The sequence below is a fragment of the Mucilaginibacter daejeonensis genome (genome assembly GCF_020783335.1).
Lineage (GTDB): Bacteria > Bacteroidota > Bacteroidia > Sphingobacteriales > Sphingobacteriaceae > Mucilaginibacter > Mucilaginibacter daejeonensis.
The window spans coordinates 1,893,984-1,915,471 of the sequence record NZ_CP086068.1 but is presented as its reverse complement, the minus strand read 5'-3'; the positions used below and the strand labels follow the sequence as shown (position 1 = coordinate 1,915,471).

The window sequence follows — 21,488 nt, the reverse complement described above, 5'->3', positions numbered from 1 at the left end:
TGTAAGTGAATTTTACCATCAGTTTTCTACGAAACCAGCTGCGTGATCCAATTATCTATTCTCAAGTTTAAAATTGAGCTTCCTTGGGTTTCGTTGATCTTCTTATGTATCCAAGTAGTATCTATAACAGGATTGCTCCTATCTATTATGCTAATGACGTCTGGATTAAAAAATTTCTCGTTTGCAATCCATTTGTTTGTGGTTATTACTTTCTTACCAGTTGCAAGAGCCAAAATTAATCTGTGTGAATAACCGGCCTGATAAGGAAGATCTATGTCTAAAACAGCCTTTGACATATTAAATAGTTTTTCAATCTCTTGGTAAGGCATACCCTTGTACATGAGAAATGGAAAAGATATTTTTTTTTCGGCTAATTCATAATTAACAACGTAGTTACTTACAAAACTAATTTTTGAGTTTAAGTTTTTAAAAATGCTATAAATTAATTTGTTATGAAGTGCCCCTTTATATTTGATTAAAAGCTTAATGCAAAGATTGAGGTCTGTTTTACATTCTTCATATATCTTTTTTAGTAAATGGTACCTATCATGATGCTGGGTGCCAATAAAAAACAGATCATAAGCGAAATTGGTGGATATTGCATTTTTGTTTTCAACATTGGCGGGGTAAAAGTTGGGCAAATAGTCTATATTTAGATTATTGCTATCATTCCTATCAAACGTTAACACCTTATCAAATTCGTTAAATAATTTACGCCAGTCAAATATTGCTAATGTGTCCCACAAATAAAGAATTGTCTTTATTTGTGGATTGATAACTTTTAAGGCTTTAACAAGAGAGGGTGTTATAGAAAAACCATTGATAGCTATTAAATAATCAAACTTTTGATTTTCAATTTTTGGCAATATGCTTTCTTTAACATATTTTTCTTTTAAGTCTGAAAAGAGGTACACCAACTTCCGTAATGCCAAAATTTTAGATTTTACAGCTAAAGGGTCTAATTTTTGAAGTTTATTTTCAAGTAATAAAACATGAGCTCCTGCTTTTTCCAATTCCTTTTTTAGCATTATATGATATTCAAAAAAAAATGGAACTATAAGAATCACTCTTTTACCGTTAAAACTTTCCATATTATTAATTGCTAAAATCGTCCGTCACACGCATTTTTAAGCCGGATTTTATTTTATAATATAAAATCCCTAAATTTTTAACTTTATTATTGGTGTTAGACAATGTATACCAATACGCCCTTAAAATAGACGCCGTAAAACCTCTAAAACGCTGGTAAAATGAGAACGTAAATACATTATTTTTAATTAAATAAATATAATTAGTAAGTCCCCCAGCATATTTTTCAAAGCTTTGATTATTTACATTTTTCCACTTTACTTTAACGTTTTCCACAGTTTTATGGATAACCTTGCTATCGGGCACATAATAACAATCAAATCGCTCCGATATTCGCCAAGTATATTCAACATCAACGTACCATTGAAAGAACTCTTTTCTTGGTAAAGCAATCGTGCGAATAGAGCTCACTTTATAAAAACTTGATACAAAAGTAGCTGCGAGAATTTGATTAGATTCATTTTGCTTTTTAAACCATGGCAAATTTCCTACATATATGCTATTGTCGGTCCAAAGCACTTCACTTACCAAAAAACCTATGTTCCGTTGGTCCTGCTCACTTAATTTATGATAAAAATCAAGTAGTGCGCTCAATGCTCCTGGAGTTGGTATGGTATCATCGTCCATACACCATATCCATTCAAAGCCTGCTTTAATACCATAATTAAACCCAAATGCAAAAGCTTTGGCAGGCCCTTCATTGGTTGTTAAAGTTAAAACCGTCAAATCGCTTTGTTGATCTAACCAGTGTTGTGTTGCATCGGTTGATGCGTTGTTAACAACTACAATTTCATTAGGTATGATATATTGTTTTTTAATGGCAGCTATACATTCCTTTAATAAATCAATCCTATTGTAGGTGATAATTAACGCGCAAGTACGATTGGTCATACTCATCTAACCTTTATTTATTGATAGTTTCTTCATAACATTATGCTTAACTGCGTCAATATATTTGTTTTTAAAAAGGAAAAGGAAAAAAGCAAGATAAATTGTAGCACAAGCTACTATACTGAACAAGCCCTTATATAATACTGGTGTTTGTAAACACCCAACTGCTTTATGTATTGGATAAAATAATATGGATACAAAAAAAGACTGAGATAGTACCTTTAAATCAGGTGTATATTTTATAAACTTTTTAGAGTACTTAAAACAAAAAGCCGTAACTATGATTTCTGTTATAACATTTGCAATAGCTGATCCTATATAAGAATATTTTGGTACTAATAGTAAGTTTATTATCAAGCTAAATATCATACCCACAATCACACCCCTCAACAAAAATTTTTCTTTCCCAATTGGCGTTAATATTTGCACTCCAAACAAATTGTTTAGGCCGATCAAAAAAATGATAGGCGAAAGTATCTCAACAATGATAATGGCATTTTTGAACTTTTCTCCCGCAAAAATTGTAATAAGAAATTCGGCATTTAATGTTAAACCGATCATTACCGGAAGACCAAATAAACAAACAAAATTGAACGACTTATCTATTAGAGATCTAACCTCGTCAATATTACCTTTATGATAAAAATTACTTATTTGAGGAATTATAATAGTGCTGATAGCACCAAGTAATGCTAAAGGAATTTTTACGATTTTTACAGAGGTTGAATAATAACCAACAGCTTCATCATTTTGCAAGAAACCAAGTAAAATATTATCAATATATACATAAACGCTAATTGCTAAACTTGAGCTAAGTATAACAAGAAGAGGCTTAAAATGCTGATCCAATTTGAGGTTTGAAAAACTAATCCTCACTTTTTTATGTATGTATAAAAAATTTGATATACCATTCAAGATAAATACACTTGCCAAGATCAGATAATATACCTCTACCTGCTTAGAATTTTTTAACAAAACGAAAAGTAATAAAACTGATAAAGACCTTACCAATATTGATCTTATTGCTATATACGAATACTCTCCAATGCCTTGAAAAAACCACTCTAAAGAAAACACATTAGCCATAATAATACTGACACCAATGTAAACTAAACTCAAATTCCGGTGAAGTTGTGGTATAAATAACGAAACTAATAAATAGACCAAAGATATTATAACAGCGGAAACTATGTGGATGAAAAATATTTCACTAAACAATTTATACTTTTTTTCATTATCATCCTTAACCTTCGCTATTTCTCGAACACCATAGTAAGGAATACCTAAAGCAGCTATTAAAACAAAATACTGAGTAAAACTGTCAACGAAATTAACAGTTCCAATACCCTGAGGGCCAATTATTCGAGACGCATACGGAAAGCTAATTAGTGGAAGGATAAATTGACTAACTGTTAGTAAAATATTATATAGAAGATTTTTTTTCAAATTTATTTTCGTTTGAGGATTCTATGATACCTCTGGTATTCCCAGAGGTATCAACTTAACTTCTGTATAATTTTATAGAACACATTATTTAATAACTGCACAATCAGCAATATATTTACCACGCAAGACGCAATCATCGGTCCAGTAATACTTCCATTGGGCAAACCTCCCTGCTAAAATGACATCACCAAGTTTAGTTATTTCTTTAGTATCCCACTCAGTCATAGGATATATATCTTCTGTTTCCCTAACCATACCAACCTCTGTAAGCCAGTTAAAAATGGCGTTTTGAGCTTGCTCCCGATCTTTATCAAAAATTACATTTGCCCAGTTGATAAACTTAGTATGATAACTTTCAACATGGTTTATACTTTTAACTAAGCCCATTTGTATAAGTTCATTTAAAACATGATTAGTAATGCTTTGAGTATCATGATTAAACGGGCGGTAATCAGAAAAATAAACCTCAACCTGTATACCGCATTTACCGCTCACTCCATTTTCAGGAGCTAACAGATCAGTAAAATTTATACGTGTAGAATACATGTCATTATCGTAAACATATATCCAATGATTAGTTACGGCAGGCGTATGATCTATCACTGCATTAACAATGAGAACTTGTGAACACTTAAGTTGCTTTGCTCTTAATTTAATATCAGCAGGTGCGTCACTTTTCGCAATTATTGTTGGCAAAGGTATAGTTAATACAAGTTTGTCAAAATCTATAACAGTGCCATTAGCAAATTGTAGACTTTTTTGCTTAAACGAGATATACTTTAAGTCATGACCATAATTGATATTTAAGTCATTCTCAATTTTTTTTATAAATGAATAAAACCCACCTTTGGCTGGATACCTTACTTTACTAATATAATGGGTTGGTTTATTAAGAGGGCCCTTAGCACTTTCAACCATGTCGTGTATTGCAGGAAAATATATCCTTTTACCAATCCAATCGGTGGTTAAGTTTTCAGCACTTGTGGTCCAGTACTTTTGAGTATATACTTCGGCCAAATTATTAGCAAACACCTTTCCGAAAGCATAATTTATCCAATCTTTATAATTTCCCGGCACATAGTTTTCAGCGGTCTGTATCGCTCTTTCGTGCAAAAGGCTATCAATGCATTGTTGCCTCAATGGCTCCGGCAGGGCATACATGTTAGACTGTGCAGGGTGAAGTATCCAGCTGTGATGATAATAATTAGTGGGATCTGCTGGATATTCTAAAAATTTCTGCTCACAATTATCTGCAAAATATTCTTTAACATAATTATATTTAGTAAATGATACATGTGGCCCTTCATCCCAAGTAAACCCGTTAACTGTTTCGCTATGAATATGCCCACCACCATGCATTTTAGCTTCGTAAAGTTCAAAAGCAACATTTGCTTTCTTTAAATGATCGGCTGTACTCAATCCTGCCAGGCCAGCACCAATTATGGTATACATATAATTATATTCTATATTGTGAATCTATGTAATCTTTAAGTGCATCTTTCCAGTCACGCATAATATTTAAACCACTCCTACTTAGATTAAAATTTTCGAGACACTCGTTATCAGGCATATTAGCCTTACGCTGAAAATTATTTGATGAAACAGGATTTACCTTTACTTTTATATTCAAATTTCTAATTATCTCAGTAACATAGTCAAACCTTGATGCACACCCTTCATTTACAGCATTAAATACTCCATAGGCATCCTGACGTGCTAAATGCAGTATTTGCTTTGCCAAATCAGATGTGAACGTGGGCGAGCCAATTTTATCGTTTGCACTATTTAACTCATTAACATTTAACGCCTCACGTCGCCGCGCTTCAACAAAATTTTTCCGGTGCGAGAGATTGCCACCAAATAACCAACCCGGCCTTATGATTATCCCTTTAGTACAACACTCTAAAACTTTTGCTTCTCCTTCAAGTTTAGTAAAATGGTGATAATTAAGAGGCTCTGTTGGATCGGTTTCAATATACGGTGTTGCTTTACCGTTACCATAAACTCCGCAACTACTTATGTAAATCATTTTTGCATTTACTAAATTAGCTGCCATGGCAACATTTTGTGTACCGTTTACATTAACCGTATAGGCCAGTCCTCTTTCATCCTCACACAAATCAACATTTGTTAATGCTGCGCAATGTATTAAGATATCGGGATTAAAGCCTATCACTTTAGCTTTTACATCTTCAAAGTCATCAAGCTTGATATTCTGTGAGTTGAAGCCGATGTAATTACAACCTTTAAGCTCTAACTGCTTGCAAATATCTGAACCTAAAATGCCAGAACTTCCTGTTACAAGTACCTTCATAATTAAAATTTCCAAACGTAGGGTATTTTTTCTGTATCAGGTTCCAACCTGGAGCTTTCGGAAGGTTCATGAAGTATGTTAGCGACATTCAAAATCAAACTGTCTTCGTTATCAGCAACTCCAGCAAAACCAAACCACACGTTAGGAAAAATTGTTAACCTACCATAGTTACTTTGACCTAAATTAAATTCGGCTATTTGTTTGTAATCGACGCTATCTACTCTATCGTCAAAGAACACGAACTTGACTTCTCCTTTGGGTACAAACAAGTTACAAATCATACGACTGTGCTTTTTCCAAGCCTTCGGATCTTTACTTTTTGCTGTTGAAAAATAACATTCGCCAAAAGAGGGCAGAAACTCATCAATACCTTTTATTGCGTGCATAACGGTTCCACCCGTTGTGGAGATTATATTAAGAGGACTATAATAAACACCGTTAATTATCTCAGTGCCCATGAAATGTCTTTGCTTTGAGCAACTCTAACATATTGCTCAATTTGAATTGTTGTAAATTGAAGAGAGTCCTGATCAGTCAATTTTTGATAATAATTTTTGTACCACTCTGATGTAAATATTGCAGTTTGATCAAAATCCAACGTAGGTATCCATTGCATGTCAAATAATGCTTTGTCGATATTTAATTTTAATAAACCAGATTCCAGAAAATTTGAATCCTCAACATTTAAAATGTCTTTGTTGTCAGCATCCCAATCGTTGGCCAATGCCTTTATAAGATCAATGACGGTGTAGTTTTTATCTGTCGGTGGACCGAAGTTATAAGCTTCACCGTTATCAATTTTCTCTTGATGTAATAGTTGTCCTGTACGTAAATATCCACTCAGTGGTTCAAGTACATGCTGCCAAGGACGTGTTGCATTAGGGCTCCTAATAACTACTTTTTCATTGCTAGCCCAAGCTCTGAAACAGTCTGGGACGATGCGATTTGCAGCCCAATCTCCGCCACCTATCACATTACCTGCTCTTACAGAAGCTATTTTTACAGATGAGTTTTTCTTGAAGTAAGAATGAAAATAAGTTTTGATTATTAATTCGGCACCTCCTTTTGATGCTGAATAGGGATCTTTTCCACCAAGCTGATCTGTTTCACGATATCCCCATACCCACTCTACATTATCATAGCATTTATCACTTGTTATCATAATAGCTATACAAGGGTAGTTTAAAACTCTCAATGCTTCTAATATATTGGCAGTACCAATTATATTAGTTGTAAATGTGTCTACAGGTTCCTCATATGCCAATTTTACAATTGGCTGTGCTGCTAAATGAAATATAAAATCAGGCTGTATATTCTTAATTAAACTGGTCATTTTATTTAAATCTCGTATATCGGCTATATGAGACACAATCTGACTGTCAATATCTGCAGCTTCATACAGATTTGGAGCTTTATAAATTTCATTCGAAATTCCAAAAACATCCGCTCCAAGCATCTTTAGCCATAAACATAACCACGAGCCTTTAAAACCCGTATGGCCGGTTACTAGTACTTTTTTTCCTTTGTAGATATTTTCAAACATTGTTTTATTATTTACCAGATTCTCCATTTTGCTTTACCTGCATTCCATTCCGTATCTAACTCTTGTTTATCACGTAATGTATCCATTGGCTTCCAAAAACCATGATGCTTATAGGTGAACATCTCTCCGGCTGCGGCAATATTTTCCATAGGCTCACTTTCCCAAGTTGTCGAATCGTCTTCAATGAAATCAAAAACTTTTGGTTCGCAAACAAAAAAACCACCATTAACCCATGATCCATCCCCCTTCGGCTTTTCCATAAATGATAATACTTGATCTTCTGGTGTTATATTCAGTGCTCCAAATCTGCCAGAGGGTTGAACACCAGTAACGGTGCACATTTTTCTATGGTTTTTATGAAAACTAACTAACTCTGCTATATTAACATTACTAACGCCATCACCATAAGTAAGCAAAAACGGATTGTTGCCTACATGATCTTTAATACGTTTTATTCTTCCACCTGTCATCGAATCGTTACCTGTATCCACAAGCGTTATCTTCCAAGGCTCAACTTGCGAATCATGAACACTTAACGAATTACTTGTCAAATCAATAGTAACATCAGATTTATGTAAAAAATAATTTGCAAAATATTCTTTTATAACATACCCTTTGTAGCCCAAACAAACAATAAATTCGTTGTAGCCATAAGTGGAGTAAATCTTCATTATATGCCATAGAATAGGCATTCCTCCTATTTCAACCATAGGTTTCGGCTTTAATACAGTTTCTTCTGATAATCTAGTGCCTAAGCCTCCTGCTAGAATTACAACTTTCATTTTACTTTGTTAGTAGATGTTAAACAATAAAGGTTGATTATTATTTCCAGAACTTAAATTTTGAAAATACTGAGTTGTCTTGTTCTTCAATGCCGTAACCATAGGCTTGCTTATAAGAAGAATAGCCTGCCTTTTGACTTTTTATATCATTGACGATCAAATAGATGTTCTTCAATTTATTTGTTCCTAATAATTCGTTTAATACGTGTAATTGAGATTTATAGGTAAATCCTTGCCTTAACACGTAAAAAGTTAAATCAACATAACGGTGTATCATTAGTGCATCAGTTACTAATCCAACGGGTGCACAATCGATAATAATATAATCAAAATCTTTTTTAAGATTTTCTAAAAGTCTTTCAAGCTTTCCATTACTTAATAGTTCGGAAGGGTTCGGAGGTATCGGCCCTGATGAGATCAAAAAACAATTTTTATTGAAGCTTAAAGGCTTCAATAATTTTTTATAGTCATAATTGTTGGCATCAGAAATAGCATAATTGCTAAAACCATTGTTTATATCCAATCCTATGCTTTCTGACAGTTTTGGTTTACGTAAATCCATCTCCATAAACACCACTTTCTTATCAGTTAACGATAAAGCGCTTCCTAAATTAAGGGATAGAAATGATTTACCCTCGCCGCTCATACTTGAGGTGAACAATATCACACTTGGTTTAGAAGAATCTATGACAAATTGCAAATTGGTGCGCAAGCTTCTGAATTGCTCTGAAATTACAGAACGGGAGTTGTTACCGGTAACTAAACTTTGCTTGTCACTATTGTGACCAATTTCCCCTAGTATCGTTACAGGGGTTATTCTTTCAATATCGCTCTTGCTATTAATCTTTAAATTGAAAAATTCTTTCACAAATAAATACATAGCGGGAATTATTAGACCTAATATAAATCCTACAGCATAAATAATTATTTTTTTTGGTTTGAAAGGTAAGAAGTCAGCCTTAGCAAAATCAACGATTCTTGAGCTTGATATAGTAGAATTTCGAGAGATAGCGGTTTCCTCGCGTTTTTGCAATAAAAATAAATATAGCTCTTGCTTTAAATTTTGTTGGCGCGCAAAGTCAAGATAGTTTCTTTCCTTACTAGGTAATTGTTTAAGTTGGCCAGTGATTCCAGAATTTTGTTGAGCTAATGAATTTCGTCCGGTTTGCAAGGACTTTTTATATGTTTCTATATTACGAAGTAAGTTAGTTCTAGAATCATTTATTTGTTTGTCTAAGTTTTCAATTACTGGATTGGAACTTGTGTAAGATAGCAATGCCTTTTGTTTGCTTAACAATAATTCATTGTAGGCATTTATAGCTAAACCGAATGATTGATCGGCTGGATTAACTAATGAACTTGGTATTATATTTTTGTTTTGAGGATTATTCAAATATTTTTCCAAATCTGAAACTACAGCTAATTGTGTTTCTTGTTGTGCAAGCTTAGTATAAAATTCACTTGCATTAGAGACTAAAGATTTAGATTGCTCTGTTATGTTAGCAATATTATTGTTGGTTTTAAACCTCTCGAATTTTTTCTCAATATTTGTTAACTCACTTGAAACGAGCACTATCCGTGAATCAATAAAGGCCATTGCACTATCAGCTATCTGCTTTTCACTTTGGATGTTAGAAGACAGATATATTTGCATCAACCTATTTAATATTGCCTCGCCTTTTGCTGGATGATCATAAATAAAAGACAGATCTATTGTGGTGGCTTGTTTATCTGACAGAGTGGCTGCGAAGCGCTTTGAAAATATATCAACCGTTTGATTAATGTCCTGTACCGACACTAGATATCTAGGTAAATATTTTTTCCCACTTTTATAATATAAGATAACGTCATATTGTTTAAGATGAATTATTTGTCCAAATTTTGCTTTTTGTACAATCTCATCTTCACTATTAGATATATTAAACTCTTTATTGTTTAGGACTTGAATCTGGTATTCCCTATAATTCAAAGTATCGCTTTTATAAATTAAATGAACACTAAACGGTGCTTCTTCATAAATTTCTCTTTTTTTTGCTCCATTTTTTGAAAAAAGACTAACATTCAACTGCATATCTTTAACAGTATTATGCATTAAAGTCCTTGATTTTATGATTTGAATCTCATTATCGGCATTGCTTTTCGCATTAAATATTGATCCAATGTCTCCACTTAAGGTACCGCTCAATGCACCTTGAGCATTGCTTTTATCATCTTTTACTAGCAATTTACTTGAAATACTCCAAGAAGGGTGAGCGTAATAAGAATAAATGGATGAAGCTAACAAGGCGATAACTAAGCTAATCACAAACAACTGCCAGTTACCAATTAGTTTATAAAAAACCGCTTTTAAATCAATGCTATCAGATTCGCCTGAAGTTTTTGTATTTATATTATGATTCAAATTAGTCATAAAGTTAGTTGCGACTTATTATAATGGCAATCAGTGAAATCAAGGAAGCAGTAACTGCAGTGATGATAGATATGTTTCTGTTTTGAATAGCATCAGAAGACACAACCTTAGATTTTGTAGGCTCAACATACAAATAATCATTCTGCCTCAGGTAATAATAAGGAGAGTTTAAAATTTCGCTTTTAGTTAAATCAAGCCTAATCATTTTTCGGCTACCATCTTCAAACTGTCTAATCAGCGCAATATTTTCACGTTTGCCGTAAATGGTGATATCACCAGCTAAGCCTAATGCGTCTAATATATTGACCTTTTCATTGGATGCTACATATACACCTGGCTTAGCTACCTCTCCCATTACCGTTATTTTGAAATTGGCAAAACGTAGATTTACTGTTGGATCTTTATACAATTTGGTGGCCCTTGCCCGAATCTCTTCTCTTGCTTGTTCAGTGGTCAAAGTGCTAACTTTGATCTTTCCCAGCACTGGCAATTCAATATTACCGCTGTTATCGACCAAATAGCCAGAAATTGTTTGTGACCCTGTGCTTCCGGCTGTGGTGGCACCCACTGCCGAATTTTGAAGTGTTCCGGTGGCTAAGACCTTAGTAGCACTTGGGTCAACTGTTTGTATATTGATCGATAATATATCATCAGGTTGAATACGCGGTTCCTCGTATTTCAAAGTTGCAAGATTTGTGATTTTTTGGCTATCAGGAATATCTGTAAAGTACTTAACGTTCTTAATCGAAGAACAGGAGGACATTATTAAAGGAAGGCTTACTATAGCACACCATTTAAAGAGCAGGTCAAAATTTTTCAAAGGCACTAATAATTTTCTTTACGTACGTCTGTCAAAAATAAATAACTTTTCATTAACTCAATGAAGCTGAAGATCGATAAGTACAGGTAATTCCATGGTCTATAAGAGCGCTCAATGAAATAAATTCGCAAGGCATTGTTAATAAGAGAATTACATCACAGACGACTACTCACCTTATCTTCAGGTATCACACTTTTAATATCATATATCACCGTATCAGTTCTTTTTTTTAGCGCTGAATATTCTAATTGCAAAAATTCGTCATGGGCTACAGCTAAAACGATAGCATCATAATTTGAATTCAAGTCATTTAACAGCTCAATGCCATATTCAAACTTCACCTCAATCTTGTTGGCCCAGGGGTCATACACTTGGCAATCAATATCATACTCCTTTAAAGAGCATATAATGTCTATAACCCTGGTATTCCTCACATCCGGGCAATTCTCTTTGAACGTAAAACCCAATATCAGCACATTAGCATGTTTAACACTGATATTGTTCTTGATCATTAGCTTGACAACTTCCTGAGCTACGTAAGTACCCATGCCGTCATTAATGCGACGGCCTGCCAGGATAATCTCTGGATGGTAACCCACCTCTTGGGCTTTTTGAGCCAAGTAATATGGATCCACTCCAGTACAGTGCCCTCCCACCAGGCCCGGTTTAAAATTAAGGAAGTTCCATTTGGTACCGGCCGCTTCTAATACAGCTTGGGTATCGATGTTCAGTATGTTGAAGATCTTAGCGATCTCGTTCACGAAGGCTATGTTGATGTCACGCTGTGAGTTCTCGATCACTTTACAAGCTTCGGCTACTTTGATGCTTGGTGCTTTATGCGTTCCAGCGGTGATAATGGTTTTGTATAGGTCATCGACCAGATCAGCTACTTCAGGTGTAGAACCAGAGGTGACCTTGATAATGTTGGTCAGCGTATGCACCTTATCGCCTGGGTTGATACGCTCGGGAGAATAACCGGCGTAGAAATCAGCGTTGAAAGTCAGCCCCGATGCCTTCTCAACGATCGGTATACATATCTCTTCGGTCAAACCGGGATAAACGGTGGACTCGTAAATAACGATGTCGCTACGGCTGATCACGGAGCCTACCGTTGCACTGGCCTTTTTTATGAGGTCCAAATCCGGCCGATTATGCACATCCGTAGGCGTTGGTACAGCGACTATATATATGTTACAGTCTTTTATGTCGCTTACATCAGCGGAGAAAAATAATCCATTTTGGTCACGATCACCAATGATCACCGACATAAGCTCTTCCGAAGATATTTCTAACGTCTTGTCATAGCCACGTTTGAGGTCGGTGATGCGGTTTTCGGAGTGGTCGTATCCCACAACAGGAAAACGGGTAGCGAACGCCGCCGCCAATGGAAGGCCTACATACCCTAATCCTATAACAGCGATCCTGACGTCATGCAGTTGTGGCAAGGAAGATGGAACATGATGTGACGTTTGGTCGAACATTTTTTAAACACAGATAGCCTGCAAATATATAGTAATTTTTCACACGCAATCTAATATAACTTGGTGCAAATATCTTCTTCATTTGATGAGGCCTTCCTCATGTAACTAGTTGTTTACGTAAGTCGGTAGTTAGTGTGTTTTTTACAATTTAGTTTTATTATCGATACATAAAGCCTACATTTAACCCCACTTAATCATAACAAACCTCATGAAATTAATAGCTGACGGCGGCTCGACCAAAACTAACTGGTGCTTGGTGAATAACGAAGGTAAGATCGTGTACTTTAATACTGAAGGATATAACCCTTACTTCGTAAGTCCGGAATATATTGTACAGTCGTTGCATAACAACTTACCTGCCGACCTTGACAAGAGCCAGATAGATGAGGTGAACTATTATGGTGCCGGCTGCTCCACCGATGAAAAACGGGCTATCGTGGCCAAGGCCATGAGGGAAGTTTTTGCCGGTGCTAAAGTGAACATCGGTCATGATCTGATGGCTGCCGCCCGCGCTTTACTGGGCCATAATGAAGGTTTTGCAGCTATTTTAGGCACCGGCACCAACACCTGTATCTATGATGGTAAAGACATCCTGCAGAACATTGATTCAGGTGCTTATATATTAGGTGACGAAGGCAGCGGTTGCTACATCGGTAAAAAATTGCTGATCGATTACCTGCGTGGTTATATGCCCGAGGCCGTACGCAAGAATTTTTGGGATACCTATCACCTAACCCCTGATGATGTGAACGACCGCGTATACTCACAGCCACTGGCCAACCGTTTTTGCGCTGGTTTCAGCAAATTCGTGTATGATAACAACGTGCATATCGAATACACCCGCAACCTGGTAAAAACATCCTTCCAAGACTTTTTCCGCAACCTGGTTTGCCACTATCCTAACTACCAGAACTACAGCTTTAACTGCATTGGTTCGGTAGGTTATAACTTCCGTAACGTGTTGGAAGAAGTGGTCACCGAGAACGGTATGAAGATGGGTAACATCATCCGCTCACCTATAGACAACCTGGTGAAGTTCCACCTGGAACTGGCACCAAGCAAGCTGTCATAAAACTTATCTTACATAACAACAAAAGCGCCTCCTATGGGCGCTTTTGTTGTTTAAGGACTGTTTGTTGGCGAGGTTGCAGCTGATCATCTTTTCACTGTTACATTTGCTTCACACAGAGTTACACTCGGTGTTACATTTTGGATAAATGCAGTTTTTTCTTGAAAAAGTTGGGTTTTTACGAGTTTTATGACCCGGAAAAGTGGGGAAAGTTGGGGAATGTCGTTACACTGATGTAACACCTGAAACGCTTGGTGAGAAGTATCACACTTACTGACTCTAACGTTCCTGACACCAACAGCCCCCCCATGAACTGCCCTCCAACCTCTCTCATCACATATCTACCCCGATCTCGTTCTGGAAGATCTTGCTGTATTTTCGGCGGTCAAATTTGTAGAGCTTGGCGGCGCGGAAAGATACGTTCTTTTGCTTCTCATCCAGCTCTTTTAAAAAGCCGTAGCTGAGCATCTTTTTGCGGAAGTTACGCTTATCGAGCTTTTTATTCAAGATGGCCTCGTAGAGCTGCTGTAGTTGAGTAAGGGTAAATTTTTCGGGCAGCAGCTCATAGGCTATGGGTTGATAGCTCAGGCGGCGGCGCAGTTTATGAAAACCGGTCTTGAAGATCTCGGTATGGTCAAATGCCAGTTTAGGCAGGTCGGTAACACTATGCCAAAGCGCCTTACTGGCCAGCTTACCGGGGCGCAGTTCTTTTTGGCTATCAATGCGGATCAGGGCATAATAAGCCACCGTGATAATGCGTCCTCTGGGGTGCCTGTTGACCGCCCCGAATGTATGGAACTGCTCCATATGAAGGTTGTTGAGCCCGGTTAGTTCGTGTAATATACGTACGGCCGCTTCCTCTATTCCCTCATCATTCATCACCAGGTTACCGGGCAGCGCCAGCCACTCTTTGTACGGGTTATCCTTACGCTCAATGAGCAGAACTTTCAATTCTCCGGCCTCAAATCCAAATATCACGCAGTCTATCGAGAATTCAGATTCGAATTTGATCACTTCTTTTTCCAAAGGGCTTAGTGTTTTATATCGTGCAAAATAAGGTTATTGGCATTGGTCACCAAAGTGTATTAGATCCTATAATTACAAGTATACATTTTTAATGTACACCCGCAAGTATATCGTGAAATTTAGCGCCTTATATAACACGCAAACGTGCCCGACACATTGGTGTAATTTTTACACGTAATATCTCAACTTAGGCATGCAAAGTCGGCAAAGTTGTTATATTTGCCGCGCTCACAGGTACTAAAACGATACATGGTCGCAGTAATTTATAGTGGTTCTAATTATGCTGATTGGCGTTTGGCCGACAAGGGCCGTACCGTCGCTTCTTTCAAGACCAGTAGTATCAATCCGTTCTTCAACAGCGAAAAGCACATCCTGCAGTTGCTGAACAAGAATATCAACCTAATCCACCACGCCGAAGAGATCAAACGCATTTATTTTTTTGGTGCAGGTGTAGTGAACAAGGAGCTTAAGGATGCGGTGACCAACAGTTTCACCTCGTTCTTCAAATTTGCCCGCATCAATGTAGAGCATGATATGCTGGGCGCGGCCATAGCCAGCAGCAAGAGCCAGCCGGGTATCGTTTGCATTTGTGGCAGTGGCTCCAACGCGGCTTTTTTTGATGGCAAAAAGATCAAGCCAAACAACTTTGGTTTAGGCTATATACTGGCCGACGAGGGATCGGGTAATTGGCTGGGCCGCCAACTCGTAAAAGCTTATCTTAACGAAACGCTGCCTGAGAACCTGCGCAAGAAATTCGTGAAGAAGTACGATGCCGACCGTAAGATCATTATGGAAAAGGTGTACCATCAGCGCCAGCCAGCGTTGTTCCTGAGTTCAATGGCCGAGTTTTACAGCGACAACCTGCAGGACCCCTTTTTACAGGACATATTGGCTAAAGGTTTCGACCTGCTGATCAGTAAATATGTGCTGCCGCTTAAGCAACAGTACCCCGAGGCCGAGATCTTTTTTGCCGGATCGGTAGCCGCCACCTTTAAAAAAGAATTACAGGATGCCGCCTCAAGGGCGGGCATACTAATTGCTAACATAGTAAAAGAACCTATCAATAATTTATTAACTTATTATTCCAGTAAAAATTAAAAAAAGTATGAAAATAGGGATCAATGGTTTTGGCCGTATAGGCCGTTTGGCCTTCAGGGCAGCTATCGCTCGTCCGGATGTTGAGGTTGTAGGTATCAATGACCTGGTAGAGCCTGACTATATGGCATATATGTTAAAGTACGATTCGACCCACGGTAAGTTTGACGGTACCGTAGAGGTTGAAGGTGGTAACCTGGTAGTGAACGGTAAGACCATCCGTGTAACTGCTGAGAAAGACCCGTCTAACCTAAAATGGGGTGATGTAGGTGCTGAAGTGATCATTGAGTCTACAGGTTTGTTCCTTACTCAAGAGACCGCTCAAAAACACATCGATGCTGGTGCTAAGAAAGTGGTAATGTCGGCCCCTGCTAAGGATGATACTCCTACCTTTGTGATGGGTGTTAACCATAAGCAACTGAAAGCTGACCAGCACATCGTATCTAACGCCTCATGTACTACCAACTGTTTAGCGCCTATCGCTAAAGTATTGAACGATAAGTTCGGTATCGAAGAAGGTTTGATGAGCACCATCCACGCAGTAACTGCTACCCAAAAAACAGTTGACGGTCCATCGGCTAAGGACTGGAGAGGTGGCCGTGGCGCTTACCAGAACATCATCCCTTCATCTACAGGTGCTGCTAAGGCCGTTGGCCTGGTATTGCCTGAGTTAAAAGGTAAACTGACCGGTATGTCATTCCGTGTACCAACTGCCGACGTATCAGTAGTTGACCTTACCGCACGCCTGAAAACAGCTGCTACTTATGAGCAGATCAAAGCTGCCATGAAAGAAGCTTCTGAAGGCGAATTGAAAGGCATCTTGGGTTACACTGAGGATGAAGTGGTATCATCAGACTTTTTAGGTGATGCACGTACCTCTATATTCGACGCTAAAGCCGGTATCGCCCTTAACGACAATTTCGTGAAAGTGGTATCATGGTATGACAACGAGTGGGGTTACTCTAACAAATTGATCGACCTTGTACAAGAGCTCGGCAAACTGTAATTAACAGTACAACTCCTTTCAAATAAAAGCCCCGGTCATTACGGCCGGGGCTTTGTTGTTTTAAGAGTCAAGTGAGTTGATACTTATGCTGGCGGACGCATGCCGCGTGTGACCAAGTTCAGCCCGACCTTAACCATCTGGGCTTTTTATTTGCGACTGAATATTAGATCGCTAACTATGCAAATGATAAAGGTTTTATAAATTATATCTTAGAAAGCACACGCGGCACGCCTGCGCTAGCACAGACGTTTAATATCTTTGTAAGAACTCATGAGATACGTAGTTTTTATATTTTATGATCATTATAAGAACAGTCGTAACACGGCGCCCATAGCTTATGAAAGCGCATTGTTGGCTCTTTCATTCTTACTGTTCATAAACCTGTTCTCAATTGTTAATTTTTTTGATTTAAGTCTTTTCTTCACAAGTTTAATTGGGAAAAGCGGAGGTACACTTTACATGGCTTCTATTATCTTCTTCTTTCTGCCTGTTTATCTTATTTTATCACTCCTATATAAAAAACATGAAATCATGAGTGAGGTACACAAGGCTTCAAATATCCGAAGTCATAAGCGTTGGTTAATTATTTATATTGTCGTGTCGGTAGTTACGCTTGTATATGCTATTAAATTCAAAAACCTTCATGGTTAATTATTACGGTATAAATAAGGTATAAGGCGCTCCTCGCTGGCGCACGCGTGCCGGCGTGTGACCAAGTTGAAAGTTGATTTAGATGATCTGCTCGCAAAGGACACACGCGACACGCGTAAGTCAGCACAGGGTGGTGTTTAGAGGTTCGGTAACAGTAACCAAATGAGACAGAGAAAATTAACTTACTTATTAGCAATCTTTCTTTGCAGTTGTAATGAAGATCCTGGCATCAATTTAGGAAATAATTATAAGCTTGCATATTCGGCACAAGAAGGAGATCCCATTATCGTCACGGATAAAGGAATAAGAGGCGACGCACCAACACAAATTATTGGAGGCAAGGTGTTGAATTTTGCTTTTGACTCAACATTTATTGTCGTTGTTCAAAAAGATAGAGATAGTATAATGCCGAGATACTCCAATTTAAGCCAGGCTGATCAAGCTTTCTTTCAAAGTCCACTCAAACAGTATTGGATCATCGACAAACGAGCAAAGCTCTTCTTTGATACAAAGACAAAAAAATACTCAAATGTTTATGGACCTTACGACAAGAAGGAATACGAGCAAATGAGAACGGAACTCAGTGTCCCATTGACATTGGATCTGGGAGTAAAAGATTGATCAAAGAATGAAATTTTATTCTTGTTTTCGCTTAAATAAAACATTTTTTTAGTTGCTGATCTAACGATCTCATGCTGGCGCACGCGTGCCGCGTGTGACCAAGTTGAAAGGTCTTAGAGACTATACACATACCGGAATAGTTATTAAGGCCTTCGTTTTAATTACCAAATAGTAAAGACCTGATCGCCAAGGACACACCCGACACGCGTACGCCAGTAAAGTGTGAGACTACGCTGGAAGCAAATGTTTAGTCAGTGTTACACTAAGCTGACCACTTTAAACAGTTGTTTTGCGAATCACAAGCGGGACGCTTGAGGGAGCCATAAGATCTGATCTCCTTACTTCAAATATACATAAGTGATGCCATCCCCGCCCCTGTCTGCGTGCTCGTCTTCCATGTGACTTACCTCGTTGTATTTTTTGAGGTAGCCGCGGATCAGTTTGCGCAAAATGCCGTCGCCTTTGCCATGGATGATCTTGAGCGAGCCGAAGCTCATCATGATCGCCCTGTCCAGCAGCTTTTCGATGGAATGGATGGCATCTTCGCCACGCATGCCGCGCACATCTATTTCGGGACTAAAGTTGGCCACATCGCTGCTTGATGACGCGCTGGTGCCCGCCCGGCGTATCTCCTTCGGCACTTCCTTACGTGACACCTTTTGCACGCGCTTGCGTTTGGTCACGGTACGCAGATCACCGATGGCAATGATCAAATTATCTTTGGCGATCTCCATCACCTGCCCGGTGGTCTCCGAGTCGGTAAGCTTCACCCAATCGCCAACTTTGATCTCTTCGTCGGCGGCAGGCTTCGCAGCTGCGGGTGCTTGTTTAACGGTGTTCTTTTGCAGCTCGCGGTCCAGGTTGGCGCGCAGTTCGCGGGTGCGTTCCTTATCGGCCTGGCTGCTCTTGATCTCGCTAATGGTATTTTCCACCAACTTATTGGCATTGCTAATGATCTCTTTAGCCTGCTGCTTAGCATCACGGATCAGAGCCTTCTGGTTCTCTTCCAGGTAGCTTTTCAGCTTTTCGTTCTCGGCCAGCAGGTCGTTCACGCGCTTTTGCTGGCGGTTAAGCTGTACCTTAGTGTCGTATATCTCTTTCTTTTCGCGCTCCAGATCCACCAGTAAGGTATCCACCTTTTTTTGGTTATCGCCGATCTTATTGCGGGCCAGGCTGAGCACAGGCTGCGGTAAACCGATCTTTTGCGCGATCTCGAACGCATAAGAGCTGCCCGGCTTGCCCACCTCCAATTGATAAAGCGGCCGCATCTGTGTATTATCGAACAGCATCGATGCATTCTCTATACCTTCGGCATTACTCGAGAATATTTTGAGGTTGCTGTAGTGAGTGGTCACCATACCGCGCACCTTTTTGTTGTTCAATGATTCGAGCACGGCCTCGGCTATCGGTCCGCCAAATTGCGGATCGGTACCGGTACCAAACTCATCGATCAGGATCATGGTCTTGGCGTTGGCCATTTCTACAAAGTGCTTCATTTTGCTCAGGTGGGCACTGTAGGTACTCAGGTCGCTCTCGATAGATTGGTCATCACCTATATCAACGAACATTTGCCTGAACACCCCCATTGTACTGCTACCATCGGCCGGGATCAGCAACCCCGCCTGGGCCATCATTTGCAGCAGGCCAACGGTCTTCATACAAACCGATTTACCACCCGCGTTGGGGCCTGATACCGTGATGATGCGTACGCCTTCATCGATATGTACATTAAGCGGCACCACCGTACGCTGCTCCTTTTTAAAGCTCAGGAACAGCAAAGGATGACGGGCATTGATCAGCCGTAAACGCGGCTCGTTCACCAATGCTGGCATCTCTCCCTCGATATCGATAGCAAAAAGCGCTTTAGCACGCACGAGGTCGAGCTTGGTTAGGAGGCCATGATAGGCCAGTAGCAACGGCACGTACGGGCGCAGTTCGTCGGTTAGTTGGGTAAGTATCTTCACGATCTCGCGGCGGCGCTCAAATTCCAGGTCACGGATCTGATTATTGAGGCTGAATACCTCCTCTGGCTCCATGTAAACGGTTTGCCCGGTGGCCGATTCATCGTGGATGAAACCTTTTAATTTGCGCTTGTTCTCGGCCAGCAGCGGAATACACAAACGGCCATCTCGAATGGTCAGCGTACCATCGGCCGTCCAACCGTTGGATGATGCACTTTTGAAGATGTGGTCCATCTTACGACGTGCCTCTTGCTCAGCTTTAGCGATACCCGAGGTGATCTCCTGCAACTCGCGCGATGCGTTAGGGCGTATCTTGCCTTTGGCATCCAGCACCATATCGATCTTTTTGATGATAGCCTTCTCTATAGGCAAATGCTCGAACAACGCCTCAAGATTGGGGTACTGACCCGCGCGCTCGTTAAAGTAGCTGATCACCGCAAAAACGGTTGTCAGTGAGGTATGAACCTGGAAAAATTCCTCTTCAGACAGGAAGGTACCCTCGATGCGGACCTTACCGGCCAGCGACTTGATATCGTAAAAATGATTGATCGGCAAAGCCTGATCATTTTGCAGGATGTTCTTGAACTCCTGCGCCTGACCCATAAAGCGTTGGATCAGTTCAAAATTGTTCATCACCTGTATCTTATCGACCATTTGCTGGCCCATAACACTCAGGCAATGTGCTTTAATGAGCTCTTTTACTTCGGTAAAGCCCAGTTTGTCAGCACTATTATCGGGATATAACATTATAACATCTTCTGTTTGGGTGCGGCGGCACGGGTACTACCCTGCCCCTGCAGTTCTTTCAACGAGTCGGCCTTGCGTTTGTTGACGCGGGCGATCGAATCGGCAGCACGTTTGGCCAACTTTTCGTTCAATTGGTTCTGTTTGATGCGCAAAAGCGAGTCGGCCTTTACGCGGATCTTGGCTAAAGAGTCCACCTTGCCTTTCAGGATGGGTAATACCTTGTCGTAGATAGCCAGCAATTCGTCGGGCTTCCTGGCATAATATGCGTAGCTCCTTCTGAAGGTAGCGCTATCGGTACGGTGGCTCTTAAATGTATTCAGGTACTTATTGATGCTGTATTTATACAAGGTATCGGGTTGCTGCGGCATCTCGAACAGGCTGCCATCAATGATGTGCACATCGACCAGTATATCCACCATATCGTCCTGCGAAATAATGCCTTTTGGCTCATTCTTATTTTTGCAGGCGAGCAGAAACAATGGCAATAAAAAAAACAACTTCTTATATGAACGCATTCTGTAATTTAGCAGCCTCAT

At 39.3% G+C, this 21,488-nt stretch carries 18 protein-coding genes; 4 read left to right on the top strand and 14 right to left on the bottom strand.

Going from position 1 to position 21,488, the window contains the following annotated elements; genetic code table 11:
• Positions 1–26: 26 nt before the first annotated feature.
• From LLH06_RS08195 to LLH06_RS08145, 11 genes are all read right to left on the bottom strand, one after another.
• Positions 27–1,091, bottom strand: coding sequence for a CgeB family protein (locus LLH06_RS08195; RefSeq protein WP_228172788.1), 1,065 nt, complete (start codon positions 1,089–1,091; stop codon positions 27–29).
• A gap of 4 nt (positions 1,092–1,095) precedes the next feature.
• Positions 1,096–1,980, bottom strand: a complete 885-nt coding sequence (locus tag LLH06_RS08190; RefSeq protein ID WP_228172787.1) for a glycosyltransferase — start codon at positions 1,978–1,980, stop codon at positions 1,096–1,098.
• 6 nt (positions 1,981–1,986) lie between these two features.
• The gene (locus LLH06_RS08185; RefSeq protein ID WP_228172786.1) at positions 1,987–3,426 is read right to left on the bottom strand and encodes a flippase; all 1,440 of its coding nucleotides are present in this window, start codon (positions 3,424–3,426) and stop codon (positions 1,987–1,989) included.
• Positions 3,427–3,510: 84 nt separating this feature from the next.
• Entirely contained in the window at positions 3,511–4,878 is a 1,368-nt protein-coding gene (locus tag LLH06_RS08180) for a protoporphyrinogen/coproporphyrinogen oxidase (protein WP_228172785.1), read from the bottom strand.
• A gap of 4 nt (positions 4,879–4,882) precedes the next feature.
• A complete protein-coding gene (locus LLH06_RS08175; protein ID WP_228172784.1) occupies positions 4,883–5,740 on the bottom strand; it encodes an SDR family oxidoreductase in 858 nt (285 codons plus the stop codon).
• A 2-nt stretch (positions 5,741–5,742) separates the two neighbouring features.
• Entirely contained in the window at positions 5,743–6,198 is a 456-nt protein-coding gene (locus LLH06_RS08170; RefSeq protein ID WP_228172783.1) for a dTDP-4-dehydrorhamnose 3,5-epimerase, read from the bottom strand.
• Positions 6,183–7,310 carry a CDP-glucose 4,6-dehydratase gene (gene rfbG, locus LLH06_RS08165; protein WP_228172782.1) on the bottom strand — a complete coding sequence of 376 codons (1,128 nt, stop codon included), beginning with the start codon at positions 7,308–7,310 and terminating at the stop codon, positions 6,183–6,185. Before rfbG ends, LLH06_RS08170 begins: the two co-directional genes overlap by 16 nt.
• On the bottom strand, positions 7,295–8,065 hold the full coding sequence (gene rfbF / locus LLH06_RS08160; protein WP_228172781.1) for a glucose-1-phosphate cytidylyltransferase: 771 nt from the start codon (positions 8,063–8,065) through the stop codon (positions 7,295–7,297). Before rfbF ends, rfbG begins: the two co-directional genes overlap by 16 nt.
• A 40-nt stretch (positions 8,066–8,105) precedes the next feature.
• Entirely contained in the window at positions 8,106–10,466 is a 2,361-nt protein-coding gene (locus tag LLH06_RS08155) for a GumC family protein (RefSeq protein ID WP_228172780.1), read from the bottom strand.
• Between the two features lie 13 nt (positions 10,467–10,479).
• Positions 10,480–11,295 (bottom strand): polysaccharide biosynthesis/export family protein, encoded by an 816-nt coding sequence (locus tag LLH06_RS08150; protein WP_228172779.1) that lies wholly within the window; start codon positions 11,293–11,295, stop codon positions 10,480–10,482.
• A gap of 155 nt (positions 11,296–11,450) precedes the next feature.
• Entirely contained in the window at positions 11,451–12,776 is a 1,326-nt protein-coding gene (locus LLH06_RS08145) for a nucleotide sugar dehydrogenase (protein WP_317206725.1), read from the bottom strand.
• 208 nt (positions 12,777–12,984) lie between these two features.
• Here LLH06_RS08145 and LLH06_RS08140 point away from each other — a divergent pair, with 208 nt between their 5' ends.
• Complete coding sequence (locus LLH06_RS08140; protein ID WP_228172778.1) at positions 12,985–13,848, top strand: N-acetylglucosamine kinase; 864 nt, start codon at positions 12,985–12,987, stop codon at positions 13,846–13,848.
• A 330-nt stretch (positions 13,849–14,178) separates the two neighbouring features.
• Here LLH06_RS08140 and LLH06_RS08135 read toward each other — a convergent pair whose 3' ends face one another.
• A complete protein-coding gene (locus LLH06_RS08135; protein ID WP_228172777.1) occupies positions 14,179–14,871 on the bottom strand; it encodes an NUDIX hydrolase in 693 nt (230 codons plus the stop codon).
• A 249-nt stretch (positions 14,872–15,120) separates the two neighbouring features.
• Between LLH06_RS08135 and LLH06_RS08130 the strand changes: the two genes are divergently transcribed.
• The 3 genes from LLH06_RS08130 (at position 15,121) to LLH06_RS08120 (ending at position 18,244) form a co-directional block, all read left to right on the top strand.
• Positions 15,121–15,969 carry a hypothetical protein gene (locus LLH06_RS08130; protein ID WP_228172776.1) on the top strand — a complete coding sequence of 283 codons (849 nt, stop codon included), beginning with the start codon at positions 15,121–15,123 and terminating at the stop codon, positions 15,967–15,969.
• 7 nt (positions 15,970–15,976) lie between these two features.
• A complete protein-coding gene (gap, locus tag LLH06_RS08125) occupies positions 15,977–16,972 on the top strand; it encodes a type I glyceraldehyde-3-phosphate dehydrogenase (RefSeq protein ID WP_228172775.1) in 996 nt (331 codons plus the stop codon).
• A gap of 813 nt (positions 16,973–17,785) precedes the next feature.
• The gene (locus LLH06_RS08120) at positions 17,786–18,244 is read left to right on the top strand and encodes a hypothetical protein (RefSeq protein ID WP_228172774.1); all 459 of its coding nucleotides are present in this window, start codon (positions 17,786–17,788) and stop codon (positions 18,242–18,244) included.
• Between the two features lie 338 nt (positions 18,245–18,582).
• Here the strand turns inward: LLH06_RS08120 and LLH06_RS08115 are convergent, their stop codons facing one another.
• The gene (locus LLH06_RS08115) at positions 18,583–20,952 is read right to left on the bottom strand and encodes an endonuclease MutS2 (RefSeq protein WP_228172773.1); all 2,370 of its coding nucleotides are present in this window, start codon (positions 20,950–20,952) and stop codon (positions 18,583–18,585) included.
• Positions 20,952–21,467, bottom strand: coding sequence for a DUF4296 domain-containing protein (locus tag LLH06_RS08110; protein WP_228172772.1), 516 nt, complete (start codon positions 21,465–21,467; stop codon positions 20,952–20,954). Before LLH06_RS08110 ends, LLH06_RS08115 begins: the two co-directional genes overlap by 1 nt.
• Between the last annotated feature and the right edge of the window lie 21 nt (positions 21,468–21,488).

Coding starts and splice junctions, on each gene's coding strand:
- LLH06_RS08195 (WP_228172788.1), bottom strand. CDS start 1,091: ATGGAAAGTTTTAACGGTAAAAGAGTGATTCTTATAGTTCCATTTTTT.
- LLH06_RS08190 (WP_228172787.1), bottom strand. CDS start 1,980: ATGACCAATCGTACTTGCGCGTTAATTATCACCTACAATAGGATTGAT.
- LLH06_RS08180 (WP_228172785.1), bottom strand. CDS start 4,878: ATGTATACCATAATTGGTGCTGGCCTGGCAGGATTGAGTACAGCCGAT.
- LLH06_RS08175 (WP_228172784.1), bottom strand. CDS start 5,740: ATGAAGGTACTTGTAACAGGAAGTTCTGGCATTTTAGGTTCAGATATT.
- LLH06_RS08170 (WP_228172783.1), bottom strand. CDS start 6,198: ATGGGCACTGAGATAATTAACGGTGTTTATTATAGTCCTCTTAATATA.
- rfbG (WP_228172782.1), bottom strand. CDS start 7,310: ATGGAGAATCTGGTAAATAATAAAACAATGTTTGAAAATATCTACAAA.
- rfbF (WP_228172781.1), bottom strand. CDS start 8,065: ATGAAAGTTGTAATTCTAGCAGGAGGCTTAGGCACTAGATTATCAGAA.
- LLH06_RS08145 (WP_317206725.1), bottom strand. CDS start 12,776: ATGTTCGACCAAACGTCACATCATGTTCCATCTTCCTTGCCACAACTG.
- LLH06_RS08140 (WP_228172778.1), top strand. CDS start 12,985: ATGAAATTAATAGCTGACGGCGGCTCGACCAAAACTAACTGGTGCTTG.
- LLH06_RS08130 (WP_228172776.1), top strand. CDS start 15,121: ATGGTCGCAGTAATTTATAGTGGTTCTAATTATGCTGATTGGCGTTTG.
- gap (WP_228172775.1), top strand. CDS start 15,977: ATGAAAATAGGGATCAATGGTTTTGGCCGTATAGGCCGTTTGGCCTTC.
- LLH06_RS08120 (WP_228172774.1), top strand. CDS start 17,786: ATGAGACAGAGAAAATTAACTTACTTATTAGCAATCTTTCTTTGCAGT.
- LLH06_RS08115 (WP_228172773.1), bottom strand. CDS start 20,952: ATGTTATATCCCGATAATAGTGCTGACAAACTGGGCTTTACCGAAGTA.
- LLH06_RS08110 (WP_228172772.1), bottom strand. CDS start 21,467: ATGCGTTCATATAAGAAGTTGTTTTTTTTATTGCCATTGTTTCTGCTC.